Here is a 25707-nt window from a genome sequence, read left to right on the forward strand (position 1 = left end):
TTCTTCTACCACTAACTTGGATACATATTCTTTGTACTCTTGTGAAAAGTGCTTCCCCATCTTGAACACGTCCTTTTAAATGATATTTATATTATAAATAAAATCTCATTTTCACGTGTCCACTTTTTAGACTAACTTTACTATTCGGACAGGAGAAGAGAGAAAAGACCCAGGCGAGTCCGAATAGAGGTCCACTAAAATTAAAATTAGGTATAATAAGTATCTCTTGTACTTCCATTTGCGGTGAAATTTTTCTTTAAAATTCTGCAAAGTGTCTTTTTATTTAAACCAGGATTGCACCAGTCATGGATATTTAATGTTGTGATCAATCGGTCAGGAAATAATAACTTAAATTCGTCCACATTCCTCAGAATAGCTTGTTCAATCTTTTCATATTCTCCGCAAACTCCACATACAAAGCTAGTATTTTTTATGGAAATTTGGAACGACTTACAGGCATTACAATAAATCCCCTTTCGCAGCTGGTCATAATAATATTGAGGCAATACCGTAAATGGATTTTTAGTTTGGTGTAATGAAATTAATTTTCGGGCTAGTTTTTTGTGTCCATCATTTAACCGAGACTGAGCTCTATTTAAATCATAAAAAAAGCGATTTAGCTGAGTCGGGAGGATGATTGGGTAGTTCACTGAGGCGTGATATAAGGTGAACTCAGGGTTGATAAAGATAATAGAAGCTTCAATGAGGTAATCTGTATTGAGGTTATGCAGGAGTTGTCGGAAAAGAGACTCACTCCTTTTTAGTTGGTATAATGGATTCTTATATTCACGGTTAGTTGACAAGGCACAGAGTTTGTCTGCTTCTAGAGAAAAGTCACCTTCATAATTTTTGATATCTAATAAGTAGATGATTTCCTGTGAAATGATGAGTGTATCAATCTGAAAATAAGAGTTGTTTACCTCTAGCAGCAAGTCGTTTATGACATACCTTTCCTCTCGAAGAATCTCAGCTAGAAGGTCGAATTTCAACTCACCTTCATAGCCTTTCTTAAGGTTTAAATAGTGGGATTTTTCTTTTCCATCTAACTTCATTCGAGTGCTTAAATATTGAAAATGCAATAGTTCTAATGACTCCGATCGCCCTTTTAGAAACATTAGCCACTTCCTTTCTTAGTCCTATACGCCCATTTTATAAAAAATTACTAGGCTTCAAGCTAAGGAAAATGAATATTTTGTTACATATGGAAGCTAAAGCGGTGAGAGTTTCCAAATAAAAAACAAAAAGGCTGGCACAAGGCCAGCCTTTTAACAGGTAGTATTAAAGTTTAACAACGTTCGCAGCTTGCGGTCCGCGGTTTCCTTCAACGATTTCAAAAGAAACTTCTTGGCCTTCTTCTAGAGCTTTGAAGCCATCTCCCTGGATAGCAGTGAAATGTACGAATACATCATCTCCGCCTTCAACTTCGATGAATCCAAACCCTTTTTCATTATTGAACCATTTTACTTTACCGTTTTGCATATTACTGTTTCCTCCTATGCCTTTCAAGACACTTTAAGTGTCCCAGTTAAATATTATCATTTAATAGATATATAGGCTTTTATTAGCGAAAAGCGTAAATATTCCATAAATGATGCTTATAATATACATGATTTGTGGGCTGCAGTCAAGAAAAGGATAAGAATATACTAAAAAATCTAAAAGATTAAGAGGAGAAGAATAAAGACTGCTGATTTTGTGGTTGAACAGCTAGAAAGTCATACAGGTCAACTCAATTAAAACTAGACTGAAAAGCTTTAAAAGGTCTTACTTAATCACTGGCTTTCCTAATGCGTATGCAGTATTAACCAAGGGTGGTCTCAAACTAAACTTATCTGAAAAATATATATCTTCCTATTATTAGTAAAATTTGTTATTATTTTCTTAATGTAATCGCTTTCTAGGAGGGTGATATATGAAGAAACCCCCATCTAGGGCTGAAAATGCCGCTCAGTTTTCAGTTAATGAATTGGACAGCCTTCTTTTATCAAAAAGAAATGAAGAAATACATATACAGCCAGACATATCTCAATCTCAGGCAATACAGCCATCCTCATTGGGCAGCATTGCCCAGCGGATTGATTATGCTTCAAAACAAATGGAAGAGGTATTTAACCATGTAGAAAAAACTGGAGTAATTCCAATCAGCCAAATCAGGTATGAGATCCTTCCAGTTATTCAACAAGCTGCTGAAATTCCTCATATTTATCATTTGTTTTATGAGCTAAGGTCAAAAGATGAGTATACATATAGACACACTATCTGCGTGGGCATTATCTCAACGATGATTGGCAAGTGGGTTGGATTGGGGCCTGCTGATTTATCTGAACTGGCCTTAGGAGCTACTCTTCATGATATTGGAAAAACTAAAATTACAAGATCTATTTTAAATAAGCCAGGCAAACTCACATTTGAAGAGTATGAAGAAATAAAGAAACATACTATTTATGGTTATGAGATTTTAAAGGGTACCCCTGAAATAGACTTGGGAATATCACTGATTGCCCTTCAGCACCACGAACGGGAAGATGGGAGAGGTTACCCTTTAGGACTAAAAGGCAATAAAATAAGCAATTCAGCTAAGATTGTAGCAATCGCTGATGTTTTTCATGCTATGTCATCTTCAAGAGTCTATCATAAAGCAGAGCCGTATCATCATGTTATCAAACAAATGCAAAACGATGTTTTCGGAAAATTTGATCCAAAGATCATGCTGGTATTTTTATATAATATGATGTCCAGTCTTGTAGGGCAAAATGTTCTTTTAAGCAATGGTGCTGTAGGATCCATTATTCTAATTGACCCTTACGAACCTTTAAGGGTGTTGGTTAAAACAAAAAATAAAATAATTGATTTAAAGAAGGAACGCCAAGTAGAGATATCGAGAATACTTGAAGGCACTATTTAGAAGCATAAAGTCGGGAGTTCCTCATATCTTTTAAAAAAGGAAAAAGGGTGAGGGAAAGTATGTACCGATTTACTATTGATAACGCTGAATGGATCATAACATTTTCTCCGCACCTCAAAATGGAAACAGAAGAGAGAGAACTGATTGTAAAATCGCTATTGCAAATGGGGCCCGATCTTCAGGAGTTTACCCATGGTGATTCCTTCGTTATTTTTATAAATGAGATTGGTCTCACTGTTTTAAGGGTTGAAAAAATTCCTTCCATCATTTTAACCGTGTCTTCGATTGTAACTAAAGATAAGTGGTATAAGAGAGACGGTAAAAGCGTGAAACGGTATTATGAACATTGAATAATCTTATAGGCTTAGAGAACAGGTGTTATGCCTGTCTCTAAGCCTTTCTTTAGGTTTTAATTGGCTCTGGGGTATTTCTTCTATCAATATTCATAAAAACAATCAATATATAAGAGTGAATCTATAGCTGATTATGTTAAAATAATAAACACTTAAAATAGAATCGTTATAGCTTAGTAATTTTTTTAGAAGGAGCTAGCCATGAAATTAATCATAGCAGAAAAGCCCGATCAGGGAAGAACATTGGCTTCTGTATTTAAGATCAAAAAACGGGAGGGGTTCATTGAGATCCTTCCTAATGAAACTTTTCCGGAAGGTGCATATGTAACTTGGGCTATTGGCCATCTCACAGAACTTGCTTCACCTGAGAAGTATGATCCTAAGTGGAAAAAATGGTCATTACCGCAGCTGCCAATCCTCCCAGACAGCTTTAAATACGATGTTGTGAGGGATAAAGCGAAGCAATTTTCGCTCATTAAAAAATTGGTTGCTGACCCAAATATTAATGAAATCATACATGCGGGGGACGCAGGGAGAGAAGGAGAGTTAATCATCAGGAACGTCCTAAGATTGACAGGATCAAAAAAACCTCTGAAAAGACTGTGGATTTCTTCGCTTACACCAAAAGCTATCAAGGAAGGCTTTGAGAATCTCCTTGAAGAAACACAAACACGAAATTTATATTACGAAGCTTACACTCGTGCCTGTGCTGATTGGATTGTTGGAATGAATGCTTCCCGGCTGTACACTCTGCTTTTACAACAAAGGGGTTATGCTGATGTATTTTCCGTTGGAAGAGTTCAGACCCCCACACTCGCTTTAATTGTAAAAAGAGAGCTTGAGATTGAACAGTTTGTTTCCGAGCCTTTTTGGGAGGTACAAGCAGATTTTATTATTGAAGGTAAAAAATATAGCGGCAAGTGGGAAAATAATGGTGAAACAAGAATTGATACTAAAGAGTTAGCTGCGAAAATTGCTGGGTTTTGCAAGGGAAAGAGGTCTGAAATAAAAGATGTAATCTCGGAAAAAAAAGAGTTTTTGCCACCACTTCTGTATAATCTTTCTGCGATCCAGGCAGAGGCAAATAGGCGCTATAAGTTCCCTCCTAAAAAAACCCTTGATGTTCTGCAAGATCTCTATCAAAAGGGAATCATTTCCTATCCTCGAAGTGATTCCAGGCACGTTACAGAAGGAGAAGCAGAGACATTTCCGGTGATTTTAAAGAAACTTCAGGCCTATCCAGAATATGCTGAGCTATTCCCGCTTCCAACCGCTTCTATCATTACGAATAAACGGTATGTTAATGATAAAAAGGTAACTGATCATTATGCTATCATCCCTACAGAACAGGTTCCTCCTGCAGGTAAGTTGTCTGCCGATGCCCAAAAGCTTTATGACCTGTTAGCGAGAACTTTACTAGCTGCACATTACCAGGCTTCTTCAGTGGAATACACAACGGTAAACACAGTCGTTGATTCCAGGGCAATGTTTGTGTCAAAAGGAAAGGTTATGTTAAGTGAAGGCTGGCGGAAAGTGCTGCCGCAAAAAGAGCAAGAAAACGAACCGTCTCTTCCAGTCTTGTTAAAAGGGGAAACAGGTCATGTTGAAAAGGCAGAGGTGAAGGAAAGCAAAACACAGCCTCCTAAAAGGCTGACAGAGGGACAGTTAATTACCTTAATGAAGACAGCCGGAAAACATATTGAAGATAAAGAACTAGAAAAGGTTCTTATGAAAGCAGAGGGGCTTGGAACAGAGGCCACTCGAGCAGGTATCATCACCATGCTAAAGGACAGAAATTATATTGAAGTTCGAAAAAATATTGTATACGCCACAGCAAAGGCGAAAATTCTAATTGGATCAGTTGGAGAACAAATACTCGCTTCTCCAGAAATGACTGCAAAGTGGGAACAAAGGCTGCACGAGATCGGCCAAGGAAAGGCTTCTCCTAAACAATTCATGGAGCTTACGGCCAAGATGGTCACGCACCTGGTGGCTGAAACAGCAGAGGGATCCAAGAATTGGACGTTTGATGCTGAAGTTAATGATGCTTTTGTTCCAGGAAAAAGAAAGGGTACCCGGGCTGTAAAACTAGGCTCCTGTAAAAAATGCAACGGTTATGTCATTGATAAAGGGACCTTCTACGGGTGTTCCAATTTTAAAAAAACAAAATGTGATTTTACTGTTTCAAAAAAAATACTTGGAAAGACTGTTGCCCAAAAGCAGGTGAAAGCCCTTTTAAAAGACGGAAGAACGGAAAAAATTGAAGGCTTTAAAGGGAAGGAAAAAGAATTTAATGCAGTATTAATTTGGGACGAAAAGGAAAATAAGATTAAATTTCAAATAAACTAATTAGGAAAGGGACCATCCTTGTCTAACCTATAGACTGTATAGTACACTTTTAATGTGGACGTATTGGGGGGTATTTATTGCATGGCTACACCTAGCATGGAAGATTATATAGAACAAATCTATCTACTTATAGAAGGGAAAGGGTACGCACGCGTATCTGATATTGCTGAGGCTCTTTCTGTTCACCCCTCATCTGTTACTAAAATGGTCCAAAAATTAGATAAGGACAAGTATTTAGTTTACGAAAAATATCGGGGGTTTATGTTGACTCCAAAAGGTGAAAAAACCGGAAAACGACTAGTATACAGACATGATTTGTTAGAGCAGCTCCTAAAAGTAATCGGTGTTAAGGATGAAAATATATATCAGGACGTAGAAGGTATTGAACATCATCTGAGCTGGGATGCAATTGATCGGATTGGGGACCTGGTCCAGTATTTTGAAGAGGATGAAGATCGAATCTCTGCATTAAGGCTGATTCAAAAGGAAAATGAGAGAGATGATTAAATGAAAAGACACCTGTCACATCCAGAACAGGTGTTTTTTATATTGTTAGTTAGTACCTACTTAATAAATTCTCGGATATTCTTCAAAGGTGCCAGTCAACGGAATCAGCGTTTGTGCTGAATTTTCTGCTCCTGCCAGGCTAACTCCTGTAATTTTGCCAGAGTCTGCCTCGAGCCAAGCCTTACGGTAAGAAATGATCCTGCCCTCAGAGGTTTGAAAGCTAATAATATCACCATGATGATTTTTATGTACGGCGATCAGAATTTCCTCTTCCATGCCTACTCCTCCTTTCATTTCCAATAGTTTCGCACCAATTCCAAATTCTTAAACAAAAAGGTATTAAAAAATCTTTAGAGAAGTATACATACAAGATATCTTATAAGCAGGTGAAAATAGTATGGATCAATTCAAATGGTCAAAGGAAGCAGAAAAGCAATGGGATAACCGTGCTGGCTCATGGAGCACAAAGAGTAAGGAAATGTGGGATGAAGGGAGCCGGAAAAAGATCGTCCCGTTTTTCGGACAATATGTTCCTAAAGGCAGCAAAGTTTGTGATCTTGGCTGTGGAGACGGCTACGGTTCCTATAAACTATTCAAAGAAGGCTACAAGGTGACAGGAATTGACTTTTCTGAACAAATGGTCAATAAGGCACGAAGCAGAACGAATGAAGTTTTATTTGAAAAAGGCGATATTTCAAACTTAGATATTGAAGAAAATACTTATGATGCAGTTATGGCAATTAACTCACTGGAGTGGACGGAAAGTCCGTTGGCTGGCTTAATGGAGATGAAAAAAGTTGTTAAGGACGGCGGGCTCGCATGTATAGGTATTTTGGGGCCAACAGCTATGCCTCGATCAAACAGTTATAGGCGTCTTTATGGTGAGAAGGTAATATGTAATACGATGATGATTTGGGAGTTCGAACAGCTCGCCATAGAAAACGGCTGGACAAAGGTTGCTGACTTGGGTGTATACAAGCGAGGTGCAGATCAGCTCGATCTTGAGATCCTTCCTGCTGAACTAAAGCAAGCTTTGACATTTATGTGGGTATTCATGCTGAAAAATAGTAAAGAGTAAGGAGAGTTCATGATGAACCGCTATTCAATTGAAGAGTTTGTAAACCAAACAAAACAGAAGGATAAAGGTGAAGGTTTATTTGAATTAGAAACTCCCCGCTTGATGGAAGTAAACTTAGATGGACAGGTTTGGGCCAAGGCAGGGGCTATGGTTTCCTATAGAGGTGATATTAAATTTGAGAGGGAAGGCATTCTTGAGCATGGCTTCGGAAAATTGTTTAAAAAGGCTCTTACTGGGGAAGGGACTTCGCTTATGAAAGCTGCAGGGAAAGGGAAGCTCTATCTTGCAGACCAAGGCAAAAAAATCTCTATTTTACAGCTTCAAGGGGATTCGATCTTTGTAAACGGCAACGATTTGATCGCCTTTGAACCTTCCATTTCATGGGACATCAAGCTGATGAAAAAGGTTGGTGGGATGATGGCAGGCGGCCTATTTAATGTGAGGCTCGAAGGCAGTGGCATGGTGGCCATAACTTCTCATTATGAGCCATTAACTTTGCTCGTTACCCGAGATAATCCAGTTTTTACCGATCCTAACGCGACTGTTGCCTGGTCAGGAAGCCTTCATCCGGAATTTATAACAGATATTTCATTCAAAACATTTCTTGGCAGGGGAAGCGGGGAATCGATCCAAATGAAATTTGCTGGTGAGGGTTTTGTGGTTGTTCAGCCCTTTGAGGAAGTGTATTTTTCAGAACAGTCTTAGATTATCTAAAAAATAATACAAACCTGCTATTCGCTGAATAGCAGGTTTTCTATTGAAGGAGTCATCCGTACTATCGACCAAAATTTCAAATTAAGCAGCTTTTATAGTGGTAACACTGTGATCTTTTCGGTTTCTGAAAATTTGTACAGCATACCATCCTGCTGCAAGAGCTGTCAGTACAGCACCAATAATAATGGATGTTTGATAACCAAGTTTAAATCCTTCTGGTGCATAAAAAATATAGGTAGCAACGACACCGGTCATAAATAGCGCAGGGACTCCGCATATCCAATGTAATTTTCCGCTCCTAAGCAGGTACATGGCCCCAGTCCATAACATGACTGTTGCAACAAGCTGATTCGTCCAGCCAACATATCTCCATAAGAATGAATAGTCAATCGTTGCCAGAAGAAGAGTAGGAACGGCTACAGGCAGCGTCACCAGCAAAACCTTCCACTTTCCTTCCATGTTTACAAAGGAAGAAAGCAAGTCCGTCAGCATCATTCTCGAGGAACGGAGGGCTGTGTCCCCGGTAGTGATCGGCAAAATAATAACGCCTAAGATCGCCAAAATCCCACCGAGTGTACCAAGCAGACTAGAAGAAATTTCATTGACTACTCCGGCAGGTCCTCCTGCAGCGAGTGCAGCCTGAAGGCCACCAGTGCCTCCGAAAAAGGTCATTCCAGCAGCGGCCCAGATTAGAGCAATAACTCCTTCAGAAATCATTGCGCCATAAAAGACTTTTCGGCCATCAGACTCTTTTTTCAAAGTCCGTGCAACAATTGGGCTTTGTGTAGAGTGAAATCCGGAGATTGCACCACACGAAATAGTCACCATTAACAGCGGCCAAATTGGCAGTTCGCCGGGATGAAGATTATCAAAAGTTAAGTTTGGAATTGATTTCCCACTGAATAATAATGAAATAGCGATCGAAACGGCCATGAAAATAAGGATCCCGCCAAATACAGGATAAATCTTTCCAATGACCCTGTTCACAGGCAGTACTGCAGCCAGAATGAAATAGCTGAATATTGCAAGCAAAGCCGCCATGAAGCTTAGTGGTGTCAGACTTGCAATCAGTTGAGCAGGGCCGGCCGTAAATGCAGCCGCCACAAGAATCATTAATATTAGGGAAACAATGTTAATAAAACCTTTAGCACCTTTGCCTAGGTAACGTCCAACAAGACTCGGAAATTGTTCACCCTTATGCCTTAGTGACATCATTCCAGAAAAATAATCATGAACAGCACCTGCGAAAATTGAACCGATAACTATCCATATAAACGCTACTGGTCCGTAAAGAGCTCCCATCACAGCACCAAAGATTGGCCCTAATCCTGCAATATTTAGTAGCTGGATCAAACTTCCCTTCCACCAGCTCATAGGGACGAAATCCATTCCATCATTATTTGTAAAGGCCGGTGTCTCATTGCTGTCATCTATTCCAAAGATCCGCTCCACGACCTTTGAATAAACAGCATAGCCTACTACTAGCAAAACTAAAGCTCCCAAAAATGTAACCATTGCTGACTCCTCCTGTATACGCTGACTGAAGTTTTTGAATATGAGAAATATTGTACAATCAACCGCTGCTTTTAATCAAGATGTTTTCTGAAAAAAATAAAAATTTATATAATTAAACCGTTTACATATTTTTTGGATAATTTCTAATCATGGAATTATTTTTGAAAAACCTAGATAAACAAGTGAAGACAAACAAAAAAGCCGGCACTGGGCCGGCTGATAATATTATTTATAAATAAGAATTAATCAAATAATGTTTACGCTAAAATGTTACTGAAATATCTTTATTTTAATCCCATTCGAATGGTGTTTGCTGATAAACATAATAGTTTAGCCAGTTTGAATAGAAAAGATGAGCATGAGACCGCCAGTGGTTGCGCGGTTTAAGGCTAGGATTATCTTCAGGGAAATAGTGCAGTGGCACTTGAGTTTCCAATCCTTTTTCCTTATCCCGCTGATACTCCTCTGCAAGGGTTTCTGTATCATATTCTAGGTGTCCGGTGATCATAATTTGTTTCCCATCAGTTGAACTGATTATAAACGGTCCTGCTTCTTCGGAATCGGATAATAGAATCAGTTCAGGACAGTTGGCGATTTCCTCAGTGGATACATCTGTATGTCGGGAATGTGGAGCATAAAACCTATCATCAAAGCCGCGCAGCAACTTATTTGTTCTATCATGGATCCTGTGAGTATAAACTCCAGAGCACTTTTTGGGTAATTCATGCTTCCCTATCCCATAATGATAATATAAGGCTGCCTGAGCACCCCAGCAAATGTGGAGTGTTGATGTTACGTTTGTCTTTGTCCAAGACAATATTTCTTCTAGCTCCTCCCAATAGTTCACCTGTTCAAATGAAAGCAGCTCAACAGGAGCACCAGTAATAATCATCCCGTCAAACTTCCGGTGCCTTATCTGTGAAAAGGTTGTGTAAAACTGTTCCAGATGAAGAGGGCTAGTGTTTTTGGATTCATGGGTAGCAGTTTTTAAAAAGGAAACATTAACCTGCAGAGGTGTGTTGCCCAAATGCCTTAGCAGCTGAGCCTCCGTTTTCTCTTTTTCAGGCATCAGATTTAAAATTAAAATATTTAGCGGCCGAATATCCTGCCGGCTGGCCCTATCGTTGTCCATTACAAATATATTCTCTGCTTCAAGAATCTCCCGGGCAGGGAGCAGCCTTGGAATGTTAATTGGCAAATGATCACCCCTTTTGTGAATATTCAATAATTTTAATTATAAAACTCATAAAGATTAGAAGCAATTTGTTCACACTAAAATTCATAAATATTCACTAATTTTTTCACAACTTAAATGACCGGCCGATGGTAAAATAAAAATGTAATCGCGGAAGTATAGTCAGGGGGAATGGGAAAATGGAAGTTAATACGATTGTAGAAACTGATATTGAAATTGCGCGCAAAAGCAGCATGATGCCGATTGCTGATATAGCGGAACGGCTCGGATTAAGCGTCGATGATATTGAAATGTACGGGAAATACAAAGCCAAACTTTCTTCTGAAGTTCTACAAAAGCTTCAATGTAAGGAGGAGAACGGAAAAGTTATCCTTGTGACCGCGATCAACCCAACACCTGCAGGGGAAGGGAAATCTACGGTAACAGTGGGCCTTGCGGATGCATTAACCCGATTAGGTAAAAAAACAATGATCGCCATGCGTGAACCTTCCCTGGGTCCGACAATGGGAGTAAAAGGAGGCGCAACAGGCGGGGGCTACGCACAAGTCCTTCCTATGGAAGATATAAATCTCCATTTTACAGGGGATTTGCATGCAATTACTTCAGCCAACAATGCGTTAGCGGCACTTATTGATAACCACCTGCAGCAGGGGAACGAGCTTGGAATCGACCAGAGGAAAATTGTCTGGAAAAGGGCGCTGGATTTAAATGACCGAGCCTTAAGAAAAGTTATTGTTGGACTGGGCGGCCCGATGCAAGGTGTTCCTCGTGAGGATGGGTTCGATATAACAGTTGCCTCTGAAATTATGGCGGTCCTGTGTTTGGCTTCAGATCTTCAGGATTTAAGGAGAAGGCTGGGACTTATGGTCATTGCCTATAACGATAAGAAGCAGCCGGTAACAGTCAGTGATCTTGGTGTAGAAGGAGCTTTGACTCTGCTTTTAAAAGATGCTGTCAGGCCTAATCTTGTCCAGACCATAGAGCACACGCCGGCTTTAATACATGGCGGTCCTTTTGCCAATATTGCTCATGGCTGCAACAGCGTTATTGCTACTGCGTCAGCAACTAAATTAGCAGATTATGTTGTAACAGAAGCTGGATTCGGAGCTGACCTTGGAGCGGAGAAATTCTTACATATTAAAGCTAGAAGTGCAGGGATAAAACCTGAGGCCGTGGTTATTGTGGCAACAATCAGGGCTCTTAAAATGCACGGTGGAGTAGAGCGAAATCAGCTGGGTAAAGAAAATCTTACTGCAGTGGAAAAGGGGTTTGCTAACTTAGCAAAGCATATTGAAACGATCGAAAGCTTTGGGTTGCCTTATGTAGTGGCTATAAATCGATTTATTAGTGATAGTGAGAAGGAAACAAACTTGTTAAAAGAGCTATGTAATCGGAAAGGTTTCCCTGTAGCCCTTACAGAAGTATGGGAAAAAGGAGGGGCGGGAGGAATCGAACTGGCTGAAAAGCTGTTGGCTGTTCTCGACGAAAAACAATCTGAGTTTTCCCCTTTATACGAGTTGTCGGATTCCCTTGAAGAGAAAATAAACTGTGTCGCCAAGAAGGTATATGGAGCAGATGGGGTTGAGTTTTCTGCCAAAGCGATAAAACAGCTGAAGGAGTATGAGCGTTTTGGTTGGGACAACCTGCCTGTTTGCATGGCCAAAACTCAATATTCATTGTCAGACGACCCGGTAAAACTTGGCCGGCCATCTGGATTTACGGTTAACGTTCGGGAGCTGAAGCCCTCAATCGGGGCTGGATTTATCGTTGTCCTTACTGGGGATGTTATGACGATGCCGGGACTTCCAAAAATACCTGCAGCTTTAAAGATGGATGTAGACGAAGAAGGAAATGCGTTAGGGTTATTTTAGCTTTGCTGAAATAAATAGATAAAACAGATTTATTTTAAAGTAAATTGGGAAAAGGTGAGAAGGTGTTTGATCCAACTGCGTTTGAAAATATGAAAATTGTAGTCGAAGGTGTTGTATATGACCACGATTTAGCTGGTAAGATTAAGGTAATTGACCGAGATGACATCGTAAATACTGCTAAGCTTTCAAGGAGTTATACGGTTAAATTTTCTTTAGTTCAAACTACAAGTGGGAAACTGAATCCAACAGCTGCAATTGTTTTGGAAGCGGGCCTTGAGAATCTAGCAGCCGAGCTTCTAAACACCAGTGAAGCTACCAGTCAGGCAGGTTGCCGCGTTGATATCCTTTTTCGGGTAGCCCATAAAAATGATCCGCGAGTTTTTAAGTTAATACGGAAGGTGATCGAGGGAACTTGGGGTGAAAACAGGAGAGTCACCCAAGTTGTTTCTTTTGACCCTCTTGGGGATCATTCAATTATCGAAAACAAGGTATCGGTTTCCTTTGATCGGTTGATTCTCGAAGAACAAATTGACGATTTGACCGAAATGGTGAACTATATGGTACGTTCATTAGAACAGCTAATCCAGATAGATAGGTAGGGATCTTTATTAGCCAGGATTTGCCGGCTGGATAGTTAGAATTATTTCTGCACCCAAATAAATCCTGGAGAGTTTTCAACTACATTTAGTGTTCAATCTAATCCCCCTTTTTCATAAACGGCCCTTGTCTATAAGACAGGGCTGTTTTTTTGCCATTTTGAAAATTTACGATGGATTACGTCTAGCCCCAGACCTCAACGGCTGACTTACTTCGCAAACTCAGTTCGAATCGTTTCGACACTTCTTGTCTACGCCATTCCATAAGAGGTTTTCTACTGAGAAACTTATCAGATTTCCTACCCAAAGTTTACTGTAAAAGGTAAAATAAACTGTAACTGGCTTATATATTATATTCCTTTGAAGGAGAGATTTAATGAAAATAATCGATGCCCATATGCACCTTTCAAATATACAATCTTTCATCGATACTGCCGATAAGCTTTCTAAGGTTCATTATTCTGCGGAGGGACTTGCTAAGGAATATAGAGAAGCAAATGTCGTACTCGGAATAGGTATGGGGCTTGAGGAAACTGAAAAAAATGGTTTTCCGGACAGGAAGACGATTACTCCGATGGGACTTGATATGCCAGGCCAAACCTCATTCGTCTACTGTGCCGGGATAAATCCGTATGATCTCGGGGCAGAGGCGCTAGGCCGCCTGGAGGAAACTGTATTAAAACCCGGTGTGGTTGGTATAAAGATTTACCTTGGATATTATCCCTTCTATGCCTATGACAGTGTTTATGAACCAGTATATAAATTGGCCGCCAAATATCAGCTTCCTGTAGTATTTCATACGGGTGATACATACTCTCAAAGAGGTCTGCTAAAATATTCTCACCCATTAACTATAGATGAAGCAGCTGTTGCCTATCAGGATGTTCAATTCGTGATGGCTCATTTTGGGGATCCCTGGACCCTGACGGGGGCTGAGCTAATATATAAAAATCCAAACGTTTATGCAGATTTATCGGGACTGGTTGTTGGGACAGAGGAAGAACTTTTAAAGCGAGAAAAGGGTAGGTATTTAGATCATCTTCGGCATGCTCTTGAATTTGCTGATAGCTACCATAAATTGATTTTTGGGACAGATTGGCCTTTGGCGCCAGTAGCTCCCTATGTCCGGCTCATTAAAAAACTAATTCCTGAAGAATTCCACCAGCAGGTCTTTTATGATACAGCCATAAAGGTATTTCCGAAAATAAAACCATATATTAATTAAAATAGAGCTTATCTTTAAGACGGTTTAAGAATAGGTTAAAAGCAAAGGGGGAAATAGGATGAAAAAAATTGCCTGGGTTACAGATAGTACTGCATTTCTAGATGAAGAATTAAGAAGCCACCCGGATGTTTATCAAATTCCAATGACGATTGTTATGGATGAGAAGGAATATTTGGATGGAATTGATTTATCCGCGCATGATTTATTTGAGAAGTTAAAGACCTTATCTTCTCCTCCGAAAACATCCCAGCCGCCTGTTGGTGTCTTTAAAGAACAATATGAAAAACTCGAAAAAGATTACGATGCAGTGATGTCTCTGCATGTGTCAGCCAAGCTAAGCGGCACTGTAGATTCGAGCAGGCAGGCTGGCCACCTGGTAGACATTCCAGTTTATACGGTGGATTCAAAAACATTATCATTCATGCTTACAGCCTTGCTTAAAAAAGGAATGAGTCTGGCTGCCAAGGGGACTGACCCTGAAGAAATTGTTGACAAGCTTAACATACTTACAAATACCATTGAAACTTTTGTACAAATTGGAAGCCTTGAACAGCTTCATCGGAGCGGAAGGATGTCGGGAGTTCAGTTTTTGCTGGGCAGCGTGCTAAATATTAAGCCAGTCATCACTTTGAAAAATGGAGAATTAAGTATTAAAGAAAAAGTAAGAAGCGATCGAAAAGCGAAAGAGAGAATTTTTGATTATCTAAGAAAATCACATGAACAATTTAAAATTAAGCAAGTCTTTTTATTATATGGCCTTCACCACCACGCTGCAGATGATTGGAAACAGGAACTCGAACAATTATTTCCGGACATCTCGTTTGATAGTTATCCTTTAGGGGCTGTGATCGGTGTCCATGCAGGTGAAAATACTTTAGGTATCGGATGGTTTGCAGGCGATGATACCGAATAGCCCTTTTGAGTAAATATATCAAAAACCTGTCCGCCCTTTTTGAGTTCTGCTTTCTCTTTTTTCCGAGGAACATGATAAAATAAAGGCGGTAAGAAAGCAGGTGGCTTTATGAAAGATATTTTATTAAAAGCGGAACAACTGGTTAAACAGGAACTTGGCGGAGAATCCTCTGGTCATGACTGGCATCATATCGACCGGGTAAGGAAAAACGCATTGCTTATATCGGAGAGTGAGCCGGGGGCGGACAAATTTATACTGGAGTTGGCTGCCCTTCTTCACGATATACCGGACGACAAATTAAATTCTTCTGAAGAAGCAGGTAGGGAAAAACTCGCCGGCTTTTTCAGTGTACTTGAACTTCCGCTACCTACAGCTCTGTTTGTAACAGAAATTATTGATTCTGTTTCATTTAAGGGAGGTCACGGGTTAGAATTATCATCCCTTGAAGCAAAAATTGTCCAGGATGCTGACCGCCTTGATGCAATTGGTGCTATTGGGATAACAAGAGTGTTTGCCTTCGGTGGAAAAAAAGGACAGGCTATCTATGATCCTGAACTTCCTGTCAGGGAGAAGATGACCACTGAGGAGTATAGAAATGGAAAGAGTTCCTCCATTCATCATTTTTATGAAAAACTACTTAAATTAAAAGATCAAATGAACACTGACACAGCGAAACTGCTCGCAGAAGAAAGACATGCTTTTATGGAGCATTTTCTTAATCAGTTCTACAAGGAATGGGATGGACGACAATGAAAATGATTACAGTTGAAAATGTTACAAAAACATATGGAGAAAAGCAGCTTTTTCAGGATATAAGCATAACGATTGCAGAAAAGGAACGGGCAGGATTGATTGGCGTTAATGGCACTGGAAAATCATCACTTTTAAAAATTATTGCCGGCATTGAATTTCCTGATTCTGGAGAGATTTTAGCTGCCAAGGATTACAGAATCTCCTACCTGGCTCAACAGCCGGAACTAGACCCGAGCAAGACAGTTCTTGATCAGGTGTTTTCCGGAGAAGCTCCGATTTTACAGCTCATGAGAGCCTACGAAGAAGCTCTTATTAATCTTGAAAGCGACCCTGAGAACACTGCCTTTCAGGAAAAGGTATTTTCCCTGCAGCAGAATATGGACAGCTCGAATGGCTGGGACGCAAACACGGCTGCCAAAACCATTCTCATGAAGCTGGGAATCGAAAATATCACTCAGATAATCGGAACAATGTCAGGCGGACAGAAAAAACGAGTTGCCCTTGCACAGGTTTTAATTGAGTCTCCAGACTTATTGATTTTAGATGAACCTACTAACCACCTTGACTATGATACCGTAAAATGGCTTGAAGACTACCTGAACAGGTACACAGGCTCCCTTATTCTTGTTACCCATGACCGCTACTTCCTTGACCGTGTTACGAACCGGATTTTCGAGCTGGATGGAGGACGGTTATTTAGTTACAAAGGAAATTATGCGGATTTTCTTGAGGCTAAGGCAAATAGAGAAGAAAATGAAGCAGCCACGCTGGAAAAGAAAAAGAATCTCTTTCGCCAGGAATTGGACTGGATCAGACGCGGTGCTAAGGCAAGAACAACAAAACAAAAAGCACGAATTGACAGGTTTGATCAACTGGACGATGATTTAGCCTCATATAAAACGACAGAAAAGCTAAACCTGTCATTAAGCGGCAGCAGGCTTGGGAAACAGGTATTTGAGCTAAAGGATGCTTATAAAAAATTTGATCATAAAGTAATTTTAGAAGGATTTAATTTACTGGTTAAGCCAGGAGACCGAATAGGAATTGTTGGAAAAAACGGCACAGGCAAATCGACACTTTTAAATATTCTTGGCGGGAGAGAGCCGCTTGACTCTGGAGAACGAATCATTGGGCAAACGGTTAAAACAGCGTACTACACACAGGAAAATGAAGATATGGACGAAAATCTCAGAATGATCGAGTTCCTTAAGGAAACGGCCCATATTGTCCAAACCTCGGATGGGAAGACTATCTCAGCAGCACAAATGCTAGAAAGGTTTCTGTTTCCGCCTCACACTCATGGCACATTGATCCGTAAATTATCAGGCGGAGAGAAAAGAAGGCTGTATCTTCTTAAATTGCTAATGTCTGAGCCCAATGTCCTTTTGCTAGATGAGCCAACGAATGATCTTGATACACAGACATTAACTGTTCTTGAGGATTATTTACAAGACTTTCCCGGTGTAGTAATTACGGTTTCGCATGATCGTTACTTTTTGGATAAGGCGATTGAGCAGCTGGTTATTTTAGAAGGGGATGGCCGGACTTCTACTCATTATGGAGATTATTCTGATTTTCTGGAAAAGCAGCAGGAAAAACCATCTGCCCCTTTAAAGCAAACCACGGCTCAGCCGCAAACGGAAAAGCCGAAGAAGAAAAAAATGTCTTATAAGGAACAAAGGGAATGGGAAGAAATTGATGACAAAATAGCGCAATCAGAAACAAGGATTGAACAGATTCAAAAAGAAATGGCTCAAGCTGGCAGCAATTTTGAAAAAGCTCAAGCCCTCATGAAAGAAGAAAACGATTTGAACGACCAGCTCGAACATTTTATTGAAAGATGGACTTACCTTTCCGAATTGGCTGAAGGATAAATTCTATTCGCCTGGCTTTGCGGCCGGGCTATCTGTATTATCTTAGTTAAATTCTACAAACAGCCGTCCTTCCGGCTCGTCTAAGCTCGCTTTGTTTCCCCCCTTAATGCACATGGTGAGAATCTAACAGGGCACTATGATAGAATGAATAGGGAAAACGGCTGAACTTTAGTTAAGGAGTGATTTTTTGAAGATAAAATCAATAGAGCCAACGCCGAGTCCAAACACAATGAAGGTTATCTTAAATGAAGAACTTCCAATGGGCCGCAGTAATAATTATAAAAAAGATAAACAGGAAGATGCTCCTGATGTTATTAAGAACATCCTCACTATAGACGGTGTAAAAGGGGTGTACCATGTAGCAGATTTTCTAGCTGTTGAACGGAATGCCAAATATGACTGGAAAGACATTCTCTTGAAGGTTAGAAAGGCATTTGGAGAAGAAAGTGACAGCAGCAATGAGGAAGCAAAAATAGATGAACATTTTGGGGAAGTTTCTGTTCTTGTTCAAATGTTCAAAGGAATACCAATGCAGGTCAAGCTCACTGACGGAAATGAAGAAAAACGATTTGGGCTGCCTGATTATTATGGCGAGGCCGCAGCAAAGGCTCAGTTACCAGATGATAATGTTGTCATGCTGAGAAAATGGAAGGACTTTGGGGTCAGATATGGTGAATTAGACCAGGCTGGCAAAGAAGTTGTTGAAGAAGTAATGGCAGCTTATCCTTCGGAACGCCTCGAGCAATTGGTACATCTGGCCAACAATCCTAAAGAAGAAAGTGAAAAGCTGGCAAGGATTCTTTTAAAGGTAACACAAGAACATTTGGACGACCCTGACTGGCGCAAGCGTTATCAAATGCTAGAACAAATGGGGGATCCGACTGTTGAGGATCTGCCGATGCTTGAAAAAGCATTGCAGGATGAAAAAGTCTCAATACGCCGTCTTGCAACGGTTTATTTAGGAATGATTGAGGATAAGAGTGTGCTGCCGCTGCTCTACAAGGCTCTAAAAGATAAAGCAGTTTCCGTACGGAGAACTGCGGGTGACTGTCTTTCTGATCTAGGTTTTCAGGAAGCCTCAGACGAAATGAAAAAAGCACTATCGGACAGCAGCAAGCTAGTCCGTTGGAGGGCAGCCATGTTCTTATATGAAGTTGGAGATGAGCGTTCACTTCCTGCTTTAAAAACAGCAGAGGATGATCCAGAGTTTGAAGTAAGTCTACAAATAAAGCTTGCGATCGAGCGGATTGAACAAGGAGAAGAAGCTCGGGGTTCTGTATGGAAGCAAATGACAGATGCCCGAAAATCGGAATAAAAGCAACAATGGAGTTTCCTGCAGAATACACAAGCCGCAGGGAACTCCATTTTTAAAAAACTTTTAAGAGGTTTATCTGCTTCCAGCCTAGCACCCAGCGACGAAGATTAGAACCAGTTCCCTGCAAATAAGTCACACCGAATCTCTGCCGCTCTTCGTGTTGATTCCAGTTCAAACTCCATGCAGGGGCCGAGTGGCTGTTTTGGATTTTTCATATATTACAATAAGGTTTTAAAGCTAGAAATACCTTTAATCAACGACGGATCTATATAACTTTTCTGTATTTTTAGTTAAAAATATTAATCATCTAATTTTACGAAAATTATTGCAATTTGCTCTAAAAAGTTCTATATTGAAAAGAAAATTAACCTTGGAGGGAAGCAAAAATGGTTAGAGATTTACGGATTAACAGTCATGTTATCAGTGATGATATTAAAAGAGCCCCAAACAGAGCAATGCTAAGGGCAGTAGGGTTTTCAGATGAAGATTTTAAAAAGCCAATGCTGGGAATTGCAAGTACTTGGAGTGAGGTAACTCCATGTAACATACATATTAATGATCTCGCCTACAAAGCAAAAGAAGGGGCTAGGGATGCAGGAGGAGCTCCGCTTATTTTTAATACCATTACCGTATCAGATGGTATATCAATGGGAACGGAAGGTATGAGATATTCTCTTCCAAGCCGTGATTTAATTGCTGACTCAATTGAAACAGTAGTCGGCGCAGAGAGTTTGGATGGATTTGTTGCTATTGGCGGATGCGACAAAAATATGCCTGGCTGCCTTATGGCTATTGGTCGGATGAATCTACCTTCAGTATTTGTTTATGGAGGTACAATCAAACCTGGCAGGCTTAATGGAGAAGATATTGATATTGTTTCTGTGTTTGAAGGCGTTGGAGAGCATAGCGGAGGATCTATTTCCGAGGAAGAACTTAAGCATATCGAGTGCAATGCATGTGCGGGTTCAGGATCTTGCGGTGGAATGTACACGGCCAACACAATGGCTAGTGCAATTGAAGCGCTGGGAATGAGCCTCCCAGGAAGTTCATCAAACCCGGCGGAAACACCTGAGAAGCATCAGGATTGTTATAATGCAGGACAAGCTGTTTACCGTCTCCTTGAACAAGATATTCGCCCTCGGGATATCATGACAAAAGAGGCATTTGAAAATGCAATTACTGTTGTTATGGCTCTTGGAGGTTCAACAAATGCGATCCTTCACCTGATGGCGATGGCTCATTCTGCTGAAGTAGACTTAAGCCTTGATGATTTTAACAGACTTCAAAAGAAGGTTCCTCATATCGCGGACTTAAAACCTAGCGGGAAATATGTCATGCAGGATTTGCACGAAGCAGGCGGAGTTGCGGGAGTAATGAAGCTTCTTTTAAAAGCAGGTTTGCTTCACGGAGATTGTTTGACTGTAACAGGAAAGACGTTAGCTGAAAATCTGGAGGAATCCGAAGACCTTAAAGTTGGGCAAAAAATAATTTACCCAATTGAAAATCCTTTACGTGAAGATGGCCCGCTTGTCGTCCTAAAAGGGAATCTTGCTCCGTCCGGTGCGGTTGCCAAGGTCTCTGGTTTAAAGGTGAAGCGCATGTCAGGACCTGCAAAGGTGTTTAATGACGAAAAGAGTGCCACTGAAGCAGTTATGAATGGGGAAATTCAAGCAGGAGATGTCCTGGTCATTCGGTATGAAGGACCTCAGGGAGGACCTGGAATGCCAGAGATGCTGTCGATCTCAGCCATCCTTGTTGGAAAAGGACTTGGCGAAAGCGTCGCCTTGTTAACCGATGGACGATTCTCTGGAGGGACACACGGGCTGGTAGTCGGACATATTGCTCCTGAGGCCCAAACAGGCGGACCGATTGCGCACATCAAAAATGGTGATATAGTGACCATTGACAGTGAGGAGCAGATCTTAAATGTTGATGTGTCAGAGGAAGAGTTTGCTGAACGGAAATTAAATTGGAGCGCGCCAACACTCCCAACCAGAGGTCAGCTGGCTAAATATTCACGGCTTGTATCCTGCTCTTCTATAGGTGCTGTGACAGACAATTTTGAAACAGCCGACAAGCCTTCAACAGTAAAAGCTTAATTAAATAAAGTGCCTTCAGTCTAAGATTGCGTAAGAGGCATCATTTATAGTATGCTAACACTGCAAACAGATAGGAGGGATCTCTATGTCGATGGCATATGAAGAATACATGAAACAGATGGTCAAACCAATGCGAGAAGAACTTGTTCAAGCTGGTTTTGAAGAACTTCACTCCCCAGAAGATGTTGAGAACTATATGAATAAAGCGGAAGGTACGACGCTGGTAGTTGTTAATTCTGTATGCGGATGTGCTGCCGGACTTGCGAGACCTGCTGCGACTCAGGCTGTTCTTCAAAGTGACAAAAAGCCGGATCATTTAGTAACTGTCTTTGCAGGGCAGGATAAAGAAGCAACCGCAGCAATGCGGGAATATTTTGAGGGAATTGAGCCTTCTTCTCCTTCGATGGCGCTTTTAAAAGGAAAAGAAGTTATTCACTTCATCCCTCGCCATGATATCGAAGGCCAGCCTTTGGAAGCTATTATGGAAAACTTAATCGGGGCTTTTGAGTCTAATTGCTAAAAAAACCACAAAAAGGATGCCAACCAGGTATCCTTTTTGTTATAGGTCAAAGACTTATAAAATCAAGCTGAAGTATAGGTTAAGAAGAGCCTCAAACAGAAGTTCTCACAAATAATGATAAAATCCACCTAAATGCTAGGAGTTGACGCCATGATCATTACTACTGCCGGGAGAGCAGAAAAAGAATTGGGTGCCAAGGCACAAGAAGCAGCACAGCAGCTTCAAGCATTGTATGTTCCGAGAAAGAAGCGATCTATTAGCCAGCTTCAGCAAATGGAGCAGGATGATTGTATCGTAATGGGGAGAGATAGACTCGAACTTTATCCAATCGGGGTCAAAGAACCTTTTTTCTTTCATCCTAACTCAGCTATGTTCAGAATCAAACGGCTCTTAAATGAGGAGCATGATCCTTTTATAGAGGCAGCGGAGTTAAAAAATGGGATGACTTTGCTGGATTGTACTCTTGGTTTAGGATCGGACAGTATTGTGGGAAGCTTTGCAACAGGATCTGAAGGGCAAGTAATTGGCGCAGAGGTTAATAAATATATTGCCTTTATCGTAAAAGAAGGATTGAGTAACTGGGACTCTGGAATTTCGCAGATGAATAAAGCGATGCAGAGAATCAAAGTTATAAATAAACATGCCATGACAGTTTTAGCCGGTATGGATGACAGAAGTATCGATTGTGTTTATTTCGATCCAATGTTTGAAGAAACTATCGTAGAATCCGATGGGATTAAGAGCTTAACCCGCTTGGCTCACTATGAAAAGCTGACAGAACCATTAATTGCTGAAGCGCTGAGAGTAGCTAGGCACCGTGTCATTCTGAAAGATCATTATCAAAGCAGCCTGTTTTCGGCTTATCATTTTAACGTGTTAAAAAGGAAAACGGCAAAGTTTCACTATGGATTTTTGCAAAAATAAGAGAACAGAGGACAGCCTCCGTTCTCTTATTTAATCTGCGATGGAAAGATAAATAAAATACCCCAGCATTACTAAACAGACAATGACAATCATCCAAGTCCAATCCATTTTTCATCCCCCTTTAATATCACCTAGTGTTTCCCAAATATTATGCGATTAAGCAGGCGTTATTCTTAATTGGTTTAATATCCTAAATATAATCGATTGAAACCACTTTTCAGGGTATTGCAAAAAGAAGTATAATAGATTCAAGAAAAAGAGCGCTGTCCTGGAGGTAATTGAGTATGAGCTTCACCACTTCACGCCGCATGAAAGCATTTGAACAAAGCATTTTCGCAGAATTATCACAGCTTAAAAAGATGCGTATTGCTGAGGGTGAAAAGATTATTGATTTAAGTATTGGCAGTCCTGATTTGCCTCCTCCAAAATTTTTAATGGATGCAATCAGTAAAGATGCCCTTAATCCTGCAGCATACGGATATTCTCTAACAGGAACTGAAGAGTTTCAGGAATCGGTCCGTACTTATTATAAAAAGAATCATAATGTTTCCTTAAATACAAAAAATGAGATTATACAATTAATGGGATCTCAGGATGGCCTTGTCCATTTCCCAATGGTTTTATGTAATCCGGGTGATTACATCCTCGTTCCTGATCCAGGGTACACTGCATATGCAACGGGAGCCTCTATGTCAGGAGCAGAGTTATATCCTATGCCTTCACGCAAGGAAACTGGTTTTCTCCCAGAATTAAATAATATACCAGAGGACATCCTGCACAAAGCAAAGCTGATGATCTTGAACTTTCCTGGTAACCCTGTTCCAGCTATGGTAACCAGAAAATATTTCGAGGAAGCTATAGCTGTTGCGAAGAAATACAAGATTGTGATTCTCCATGACTTTGCTTACTCCGAGCTTTATTACGGAGAAAAGCCATTAAGTTTTTTAGCGGTTGAAGGAGCAAAAGATGTCGGCATCGAAATGAACTCACTATCCAAAAGTTTTAATATGGCAGGCTGCCGGGTTGCCTATGCTGCTGGTAATCCCGATTTAATCGAAAAACTAGCCCAGCTTAAATCCAATCTGGATTATGGCGTTTTTTTGCCCGTGCAGAACGCTGCTGCCAAAGCATTGATCGCTGAGTCAAATTTCCTTCAATCCAATCGAGAAATTTATAAAGCGAGAAGAGATGTCTTGATATCTGGGCTGGAGCAAATCGGCTGGCATGTTGATATTCCGCAAGCATCCATGTTTATATGGGCAGAAATCCCTCAAGGCTTTTCTTCATCAAAAGAATTTTCAATTGAACTGCTTCATAAAGCGAATGTCGTAGTTACACCAGGAAATGCTTTTGGAAGGTATGGAGAAGGATATGTGCGGATTGCCCTTGTACAGCCTGAAGCAGAGCTGCTTAAAGCTGTTAAGAGCATAGCAGACAGCAGTCTTTTTAATAAAAAAGCGTCAGATAGGAGGAGAATTTAATGCCAGTCTGGTTTCGCAAGTCGATAGTAGTCCTTATAACGATTTTATCATTCGGTCTTGTAACCCCTGCTCAGGCAAATGGGCTCTTTGTTTCTGAGGCAGCTGAAGAGTCAGACACTCATGAGGTTTCTGTTTTTACCAATCCGCACGATATACTGCCAGGAGATATAGACCGTCATTCCTTTATAGGGAAAATGGTAAGGGAAGCTGAGGAACAATCGCTGCAGAAATTCGGCACTAAAATCGGCCCCGTTATTGAAGATGAGTTTCGCCAGGTTATCCTGCCAAATATCGAGAGAACAATAGAAACTGTTGCTGAACAGTATCCCAATGAAAAACTTACCAGCTTGGCTATTACGGAAGGGCCTGGAGGAGGAAGATCAGAAAAAATCTTTAATCTTACTGACGATGATGGCCATGATATCATTAGGTTCCATGTGAGAAGGGACCAGCCTCCTCTTGAGGGATATTGGTTTAACTTTCATTACCATACCTATCATGATCAGTTTCAGTCACACCACGAGCTCGGGACGATATATTGGGATAAAAATACACCGCCTAATTGGAGAAGTTAACAGTTTTATAGGTACAGGAGCTGATTATAAGTCAGTTCCTTTTATTTTGTATTCCAAATTTCAAAATGACCAGCCGTGACTTGGCCAAGCATAAACCAGCATGTTCACCTACTTCTTTTACCTGATTTTCTCAGCCATTTTGAAAAACTCATATGGTATAATTTTAATAGTAAAATAGATTCATAAACTATTATCGCTTTTGGTGAAGGGGAGACATATTATGCGTAAATTATTGTTTCTTTTCTTTACAATTGCTGTCTCTCTTACATTGCTTGGAACCTCACAGGCAACTGTTAATGGAATTCCTTTAAGGGATTTTCCCCAGCAGTCAATACTCTTTGATTCTCTCACGCTAAAATCAAAGAATCATATTGAAAATATCATTCTTCTTCCCGAAGAAGAATTTGATCAGATTGAAGCAGCTAATATGATCAGCAGGATCGATAAGCTGCCTGACTCGATGCTCGAAAAAATTGCGCACCATAGAATCCAGTTAAAATTATTTCAAGGTAAGCTAACAGATAACCCAAGTGCTGACCACTTAAAAGGGTTAATTCCACGCGGATATCAAAATGGGACAAAGTGGGATGAAGTTCCCGGGGTCGGCGGTTCAAAAATTGTGCTCGCAAAAATAGGGAACAGCGAGAAAGGGATGGGGCATGGCTCTGTTAATCTTGAATTGCATGAACTAGCCCACTCAGTTGACCGTTATGTATATGATGCAATTAGGGATGACCAGACATTCGTGTTTGTTTGGAAGAAAGAAAGCAAACTTCTTTTTCCTGGCAGACCTTATTTTATAAATTATCCTGAAGAATATTTTGCTGAAACCTTTGCAATGTTTTTTGCAGGTGATGAGCATACGGAATTGTTAAGAGAGGCTGCACCTGAAACTTATCTTTTTATTAAAAGCTTGAAGTAATCTCTGGTAAAGGTAAAATAGAT

Annotated in this window: 24 protein-coding genes; 19 read left to right on the forward strand and 5 right to left on the reverse strand. The window is 40.5% G+C overall.

The features are described 5' to 3' along the window. Positions 1-206 precede the first annotated feature (206 nt). Entirely contained in the window at positions 207-1115 is a 909-nt protein-coding gene (locus tag HRJ06_RS10790) for a nuclease-related domain-containing protein (protein WP_174732889.1), read from the reverse strand. Between the two features lie 163 nt (positions 1116-1278). Then, positions 1279-1479 carry a cold-shock protein CspD gene (cspD, locus tag HRJ06_RS10795; RefSeq protein ID WP_174732890.1) on the reverse strand — a complete coding sequence of 67 codons (201 nt, stop codon included), beginning with the start codon at positions 1477-1479 and terminating at the stop codon, positions 1279-1281. 433 nt (positions 1480-1912) lie between these two features. Here cspD and HRJ06_RS10800 point away from each other — a divergent pair, with 433 nt between their 5' ends. The 4 genes from HRJ06_RS10800 (at position 1913) to mntR (ending at position 6114) form a co-directional block, all read left to right on the forward strand. Then, on the forward strand, positions 1913-2905 hold the full coding sequence (locus HRJ06_RS10800; protein WP_174732891.1) for an HD-GYP domain-containing protein: 993 nt from the start codon (positions 1913-1915) through the stop codon (positions 2903-2905). A 59-nt stretch (positions 2906-2964) separates the two neighbouring features. Beyond that, on the forward strand, positions 2965-3255 hold the full coding sequence (locus tag HRJ06_RS10805; RefSeq protein WP_174732892.1) for a hypothetical protein: 291 nt from the start codon (positions 2965-2967) through the stop codon (positions 3253-3255). Between the two features lie 204 nt (positions 3256-3459). Continuing rightward, positions 3460-5607, forward strand: a complete 2148-nt coding sequence (locus HRJ06_RS10810) for a DNA topoisomerase III (protein ID WP_174732893.1) — start codon at positions 3460-3462, stop codon at positions 5605-5607. 81 nt (positions 5608-5688) lie between these two features. Then, positions 5689-6114 carry a transcriptional regulator MntR gene (gene mntR, locus HRJ06_RS10815; RefSeq protein WP_174732894.1) on the forward strand — a complete coding sequence of 142 codons (426 nt, stop codon included), beginning with the start codon at positions 5689-5691 and terminating at the stop codon, positions 6112-6114. A gap of 60 nt (positions 6115-6174) precedes the next feature. Here mntR and HRJ06_RS10820 read toward each other — a convergent pair whose 3' ends face one another. Next, entirely contained in the window at positions 6175-6390 is a 216-nt protein-coding gene (locus HRJ06_RS10820) for a DUF3892 domain-containing protein (protein ID WP_174732896.1), read from the reverse strand. Between the two features lie 121 nt (positions 6391-6511). Here HRJ06_RS10820 and HRJ06_RS10825 point away from each other — a divergent pair, with 121 nt between their 5' ends. Together HRJ06_RS10825 and HRJ06_RS10830 are read left to right on the forward strand one after the other, a co-directional pair. Further along, positions 6512-7192: a class I SAM-dependent methyltransferase gene (locus HRJ06_RS10825; RefSeq protein ID WP_174732898.1), complete on the forward strand. Its 681-nt coding sequence runs from the start codon at positions 6512-6514 to the stop codon at positions 7190-7192. Between the two features lie 12 nt (positions 7193-7204). Then, positions 7205-7897: an AIM24 family protein gene (locus HRJ06_RS10830; RefSeq protein ID WP_174733141.1), complete on the forward strand. Its 693-nt coding sequence runs from the start codon at positions 7205-7207 to the stop codon at positions 7895-7897. Between the two features lie 90 nt (positions 7898-7987). Here HRJ06_RS10830 and HRJ06_RS10835 read toward each other — a convergent pair whose 3' ends face one another. Both HRJ06_RS10835 and metA read right to left on the reverse strand, forming a co-directional pair. Next, positions 7988-9421, reverse strand: a complete 1434-nt coding sequence (locus HRJ06_RS10835; protein WP_174732900.1) for a carbon starvation CstA family protein — start codon at positions 9419-9421, stop codon at positions 7988-7990. Between the two features lie 289 nt (positions 9422-9710). Beyond that, entirely contained in the window at positions 9711-10619 is a 909-nt protein-coding gene (gene metA / locus HRJ06_RS10840; protein ID WP_174732902.1) for a homoserine O-acetyltransferase MetA, read from the reverse strand. 176 nt (positions 10620-10795) lie between these two features. Here metA and HRJ06_RS10845 point away from each other — a divergent pair, with 176 nt between their 5' ends. The 13 genes from HRJ06_RS10845 to HRJ06_RS10905 all read left to right on the forward strand — a co-directional run bounded on the left by HRJ06_RS10845 (position 10796) and on the right by HRJ06_RS10905 (position 25684). Beyond that, positions 10796-12487: a formate--tetrahydrofolate ligase gene (locus HRJ06_RS10845; RefSeq protein ID WP_174732904.1), complete on the forward strand. Its 1692-nt coding sequence runs from the start codon at positions 10796-10798 to the stop codon at positions 12485-12487. A gap of 62 nt (positions 12488-12549) precedes the next feature. Then, positions 12550-13086, forward strand: coding sequence for a hypothetical protein (locus HRJ06_RS10850; RefSeq protein ID WP_174732905.1), 537 nt, complete (start codon positions 12550-12552; stop codon positions 13084-13086). 373 nt (positions 13087-13459) lie between these two features. Then, on the forward strand, positions 13460-14308 hold the full coding sequence (locus HRJ06_RS10855) for an amidohydrolase family protein (RefSeq protein ID WP_174732907.1): 849 nt from the start codon (positions 13460-13462) through the stop codon (positions 14306-14308). Between the two features lie 58 nt (positions 14309-14366). After that, positions 14367-15221 (forward strand): DegV family protein, encoded by an 855-nt coding sequence (locus HRJ06_RS10860; protein ID WP_174732909.1) that lies wholly within the window; start codon positions 14367-14369, stop codon positions 15219-15221. 108 nt (positions 15222-15329) lie between these two features. Then, complete coding sequence (locus HRJ06_RS10865; RefSeq protein ID WP_174732911.1) at positions 15330-15974, forward strand: HD domain-containing protein; 645 nt, start codon at positions 15330-15332, stop codon at positions 15972-15974. Further along, on the forward strand, positions 15971-17848 hold the full coding sequence (locus HRJ06_RS10870) for an ABC-F family ATP-binding cassette domain-containing protein (protein WP_174732913.1): 1878 nt from the start codon (positions 15971-15973) through the stop codon (positions 17846-17848). Before HRJ06_RS10865 ends, HRJ06_RS10870 begins: the two co-directional genes overlap by 4 nt. A gap of 187 nt (positions 17849-18035) precedes the next feature. After that, entirely contained in the window at positions 18036-19163 is a 1128-nt protein-coding gene (locus HRJ06_RS10875; protein WP_174732915.1) for a conserved virulence factor C family protein, read from the forward strand. Positions 19164-19549: 386 nt separating this feature from the next. After that, complete coding sequence (gene ilvD, locus HRJ06_RS10880) at positions 19550-21262, forward strand: dihydroxy-acid dehydratase (RefSeq protein WP_174732917.1); 1713 nt, start codon at positions 19550-19552, stop codon at positions 21260-21262. Between the two features lie 85 nt (positions 21263-21347). Next, entirely contained in the window at positions 21348-21782 is a 435-nt protein-coding gene (locus HRJ06_RS10885) for a BrxA/BrxB family bacilliredoxin (protein ID WP_174732919.1), read from the forward strand. Between the two features lie 150 nt (positions 21783-21932). Continuing rightward, positions 21933-22706, forward strand: a complete 774-nt coding sequence (locus tag HRJ06_RS10890; RefSeq protein ID WP_174732921.1) for a class I SAM-dependent methyltransferase — start codon at positions 21933-21935, stop codon at positions 22704-22706. 284 nt (positions 22707-22990) lie between these two features. Continuing rightward, on the forward strand, positions 22991-24187 hold the full coding sequence (locus HRJ06_RS10895) for an LL-diaminopimelate aminotransferase (protein WP_174732923.1): 1197 nt from the start codon (positions 22991-22993) through the stop codon (positions 24185-24187). Continuing rightward, complete coding sequence (locus tag HRJ06_RS10900; RefSeq protein ID WP_174732925.1) at positions 24187-24762, forward strand: YpjP family protein; 576 nt, start codon at positions 24187-24189, stop codon at positions 24760-24762. The genes HRJ06_RS10895 and HRJ06_RS10900 overlap by 1 nt, the downstream gene beginning before the upstream one ends. 220 nt (positions 24763-24982) lie before the next feature. After that, positions 24983-25684, forward strand: coding sequence for an anthrax toxin lethal factor-related metalloendopeptidase (locus tag HRJ06_RS10905; protein ID WP_174732927.1), 702 nt, complete (start codon positions 24983-24985; stop codon positions 25682-25684). The last annotated feature ends 23 nt before the right edge of the window (positions 25685-25707 follow it).

The organism is Mesobacillus harenae (genome assembly GCF_013343715.1).
GTDB lineage: Bacteria > Bacillota > Bacilli > Bacillales > Cytobacillaceae > Mesobacillus_A > Mesobacillus_A harenae.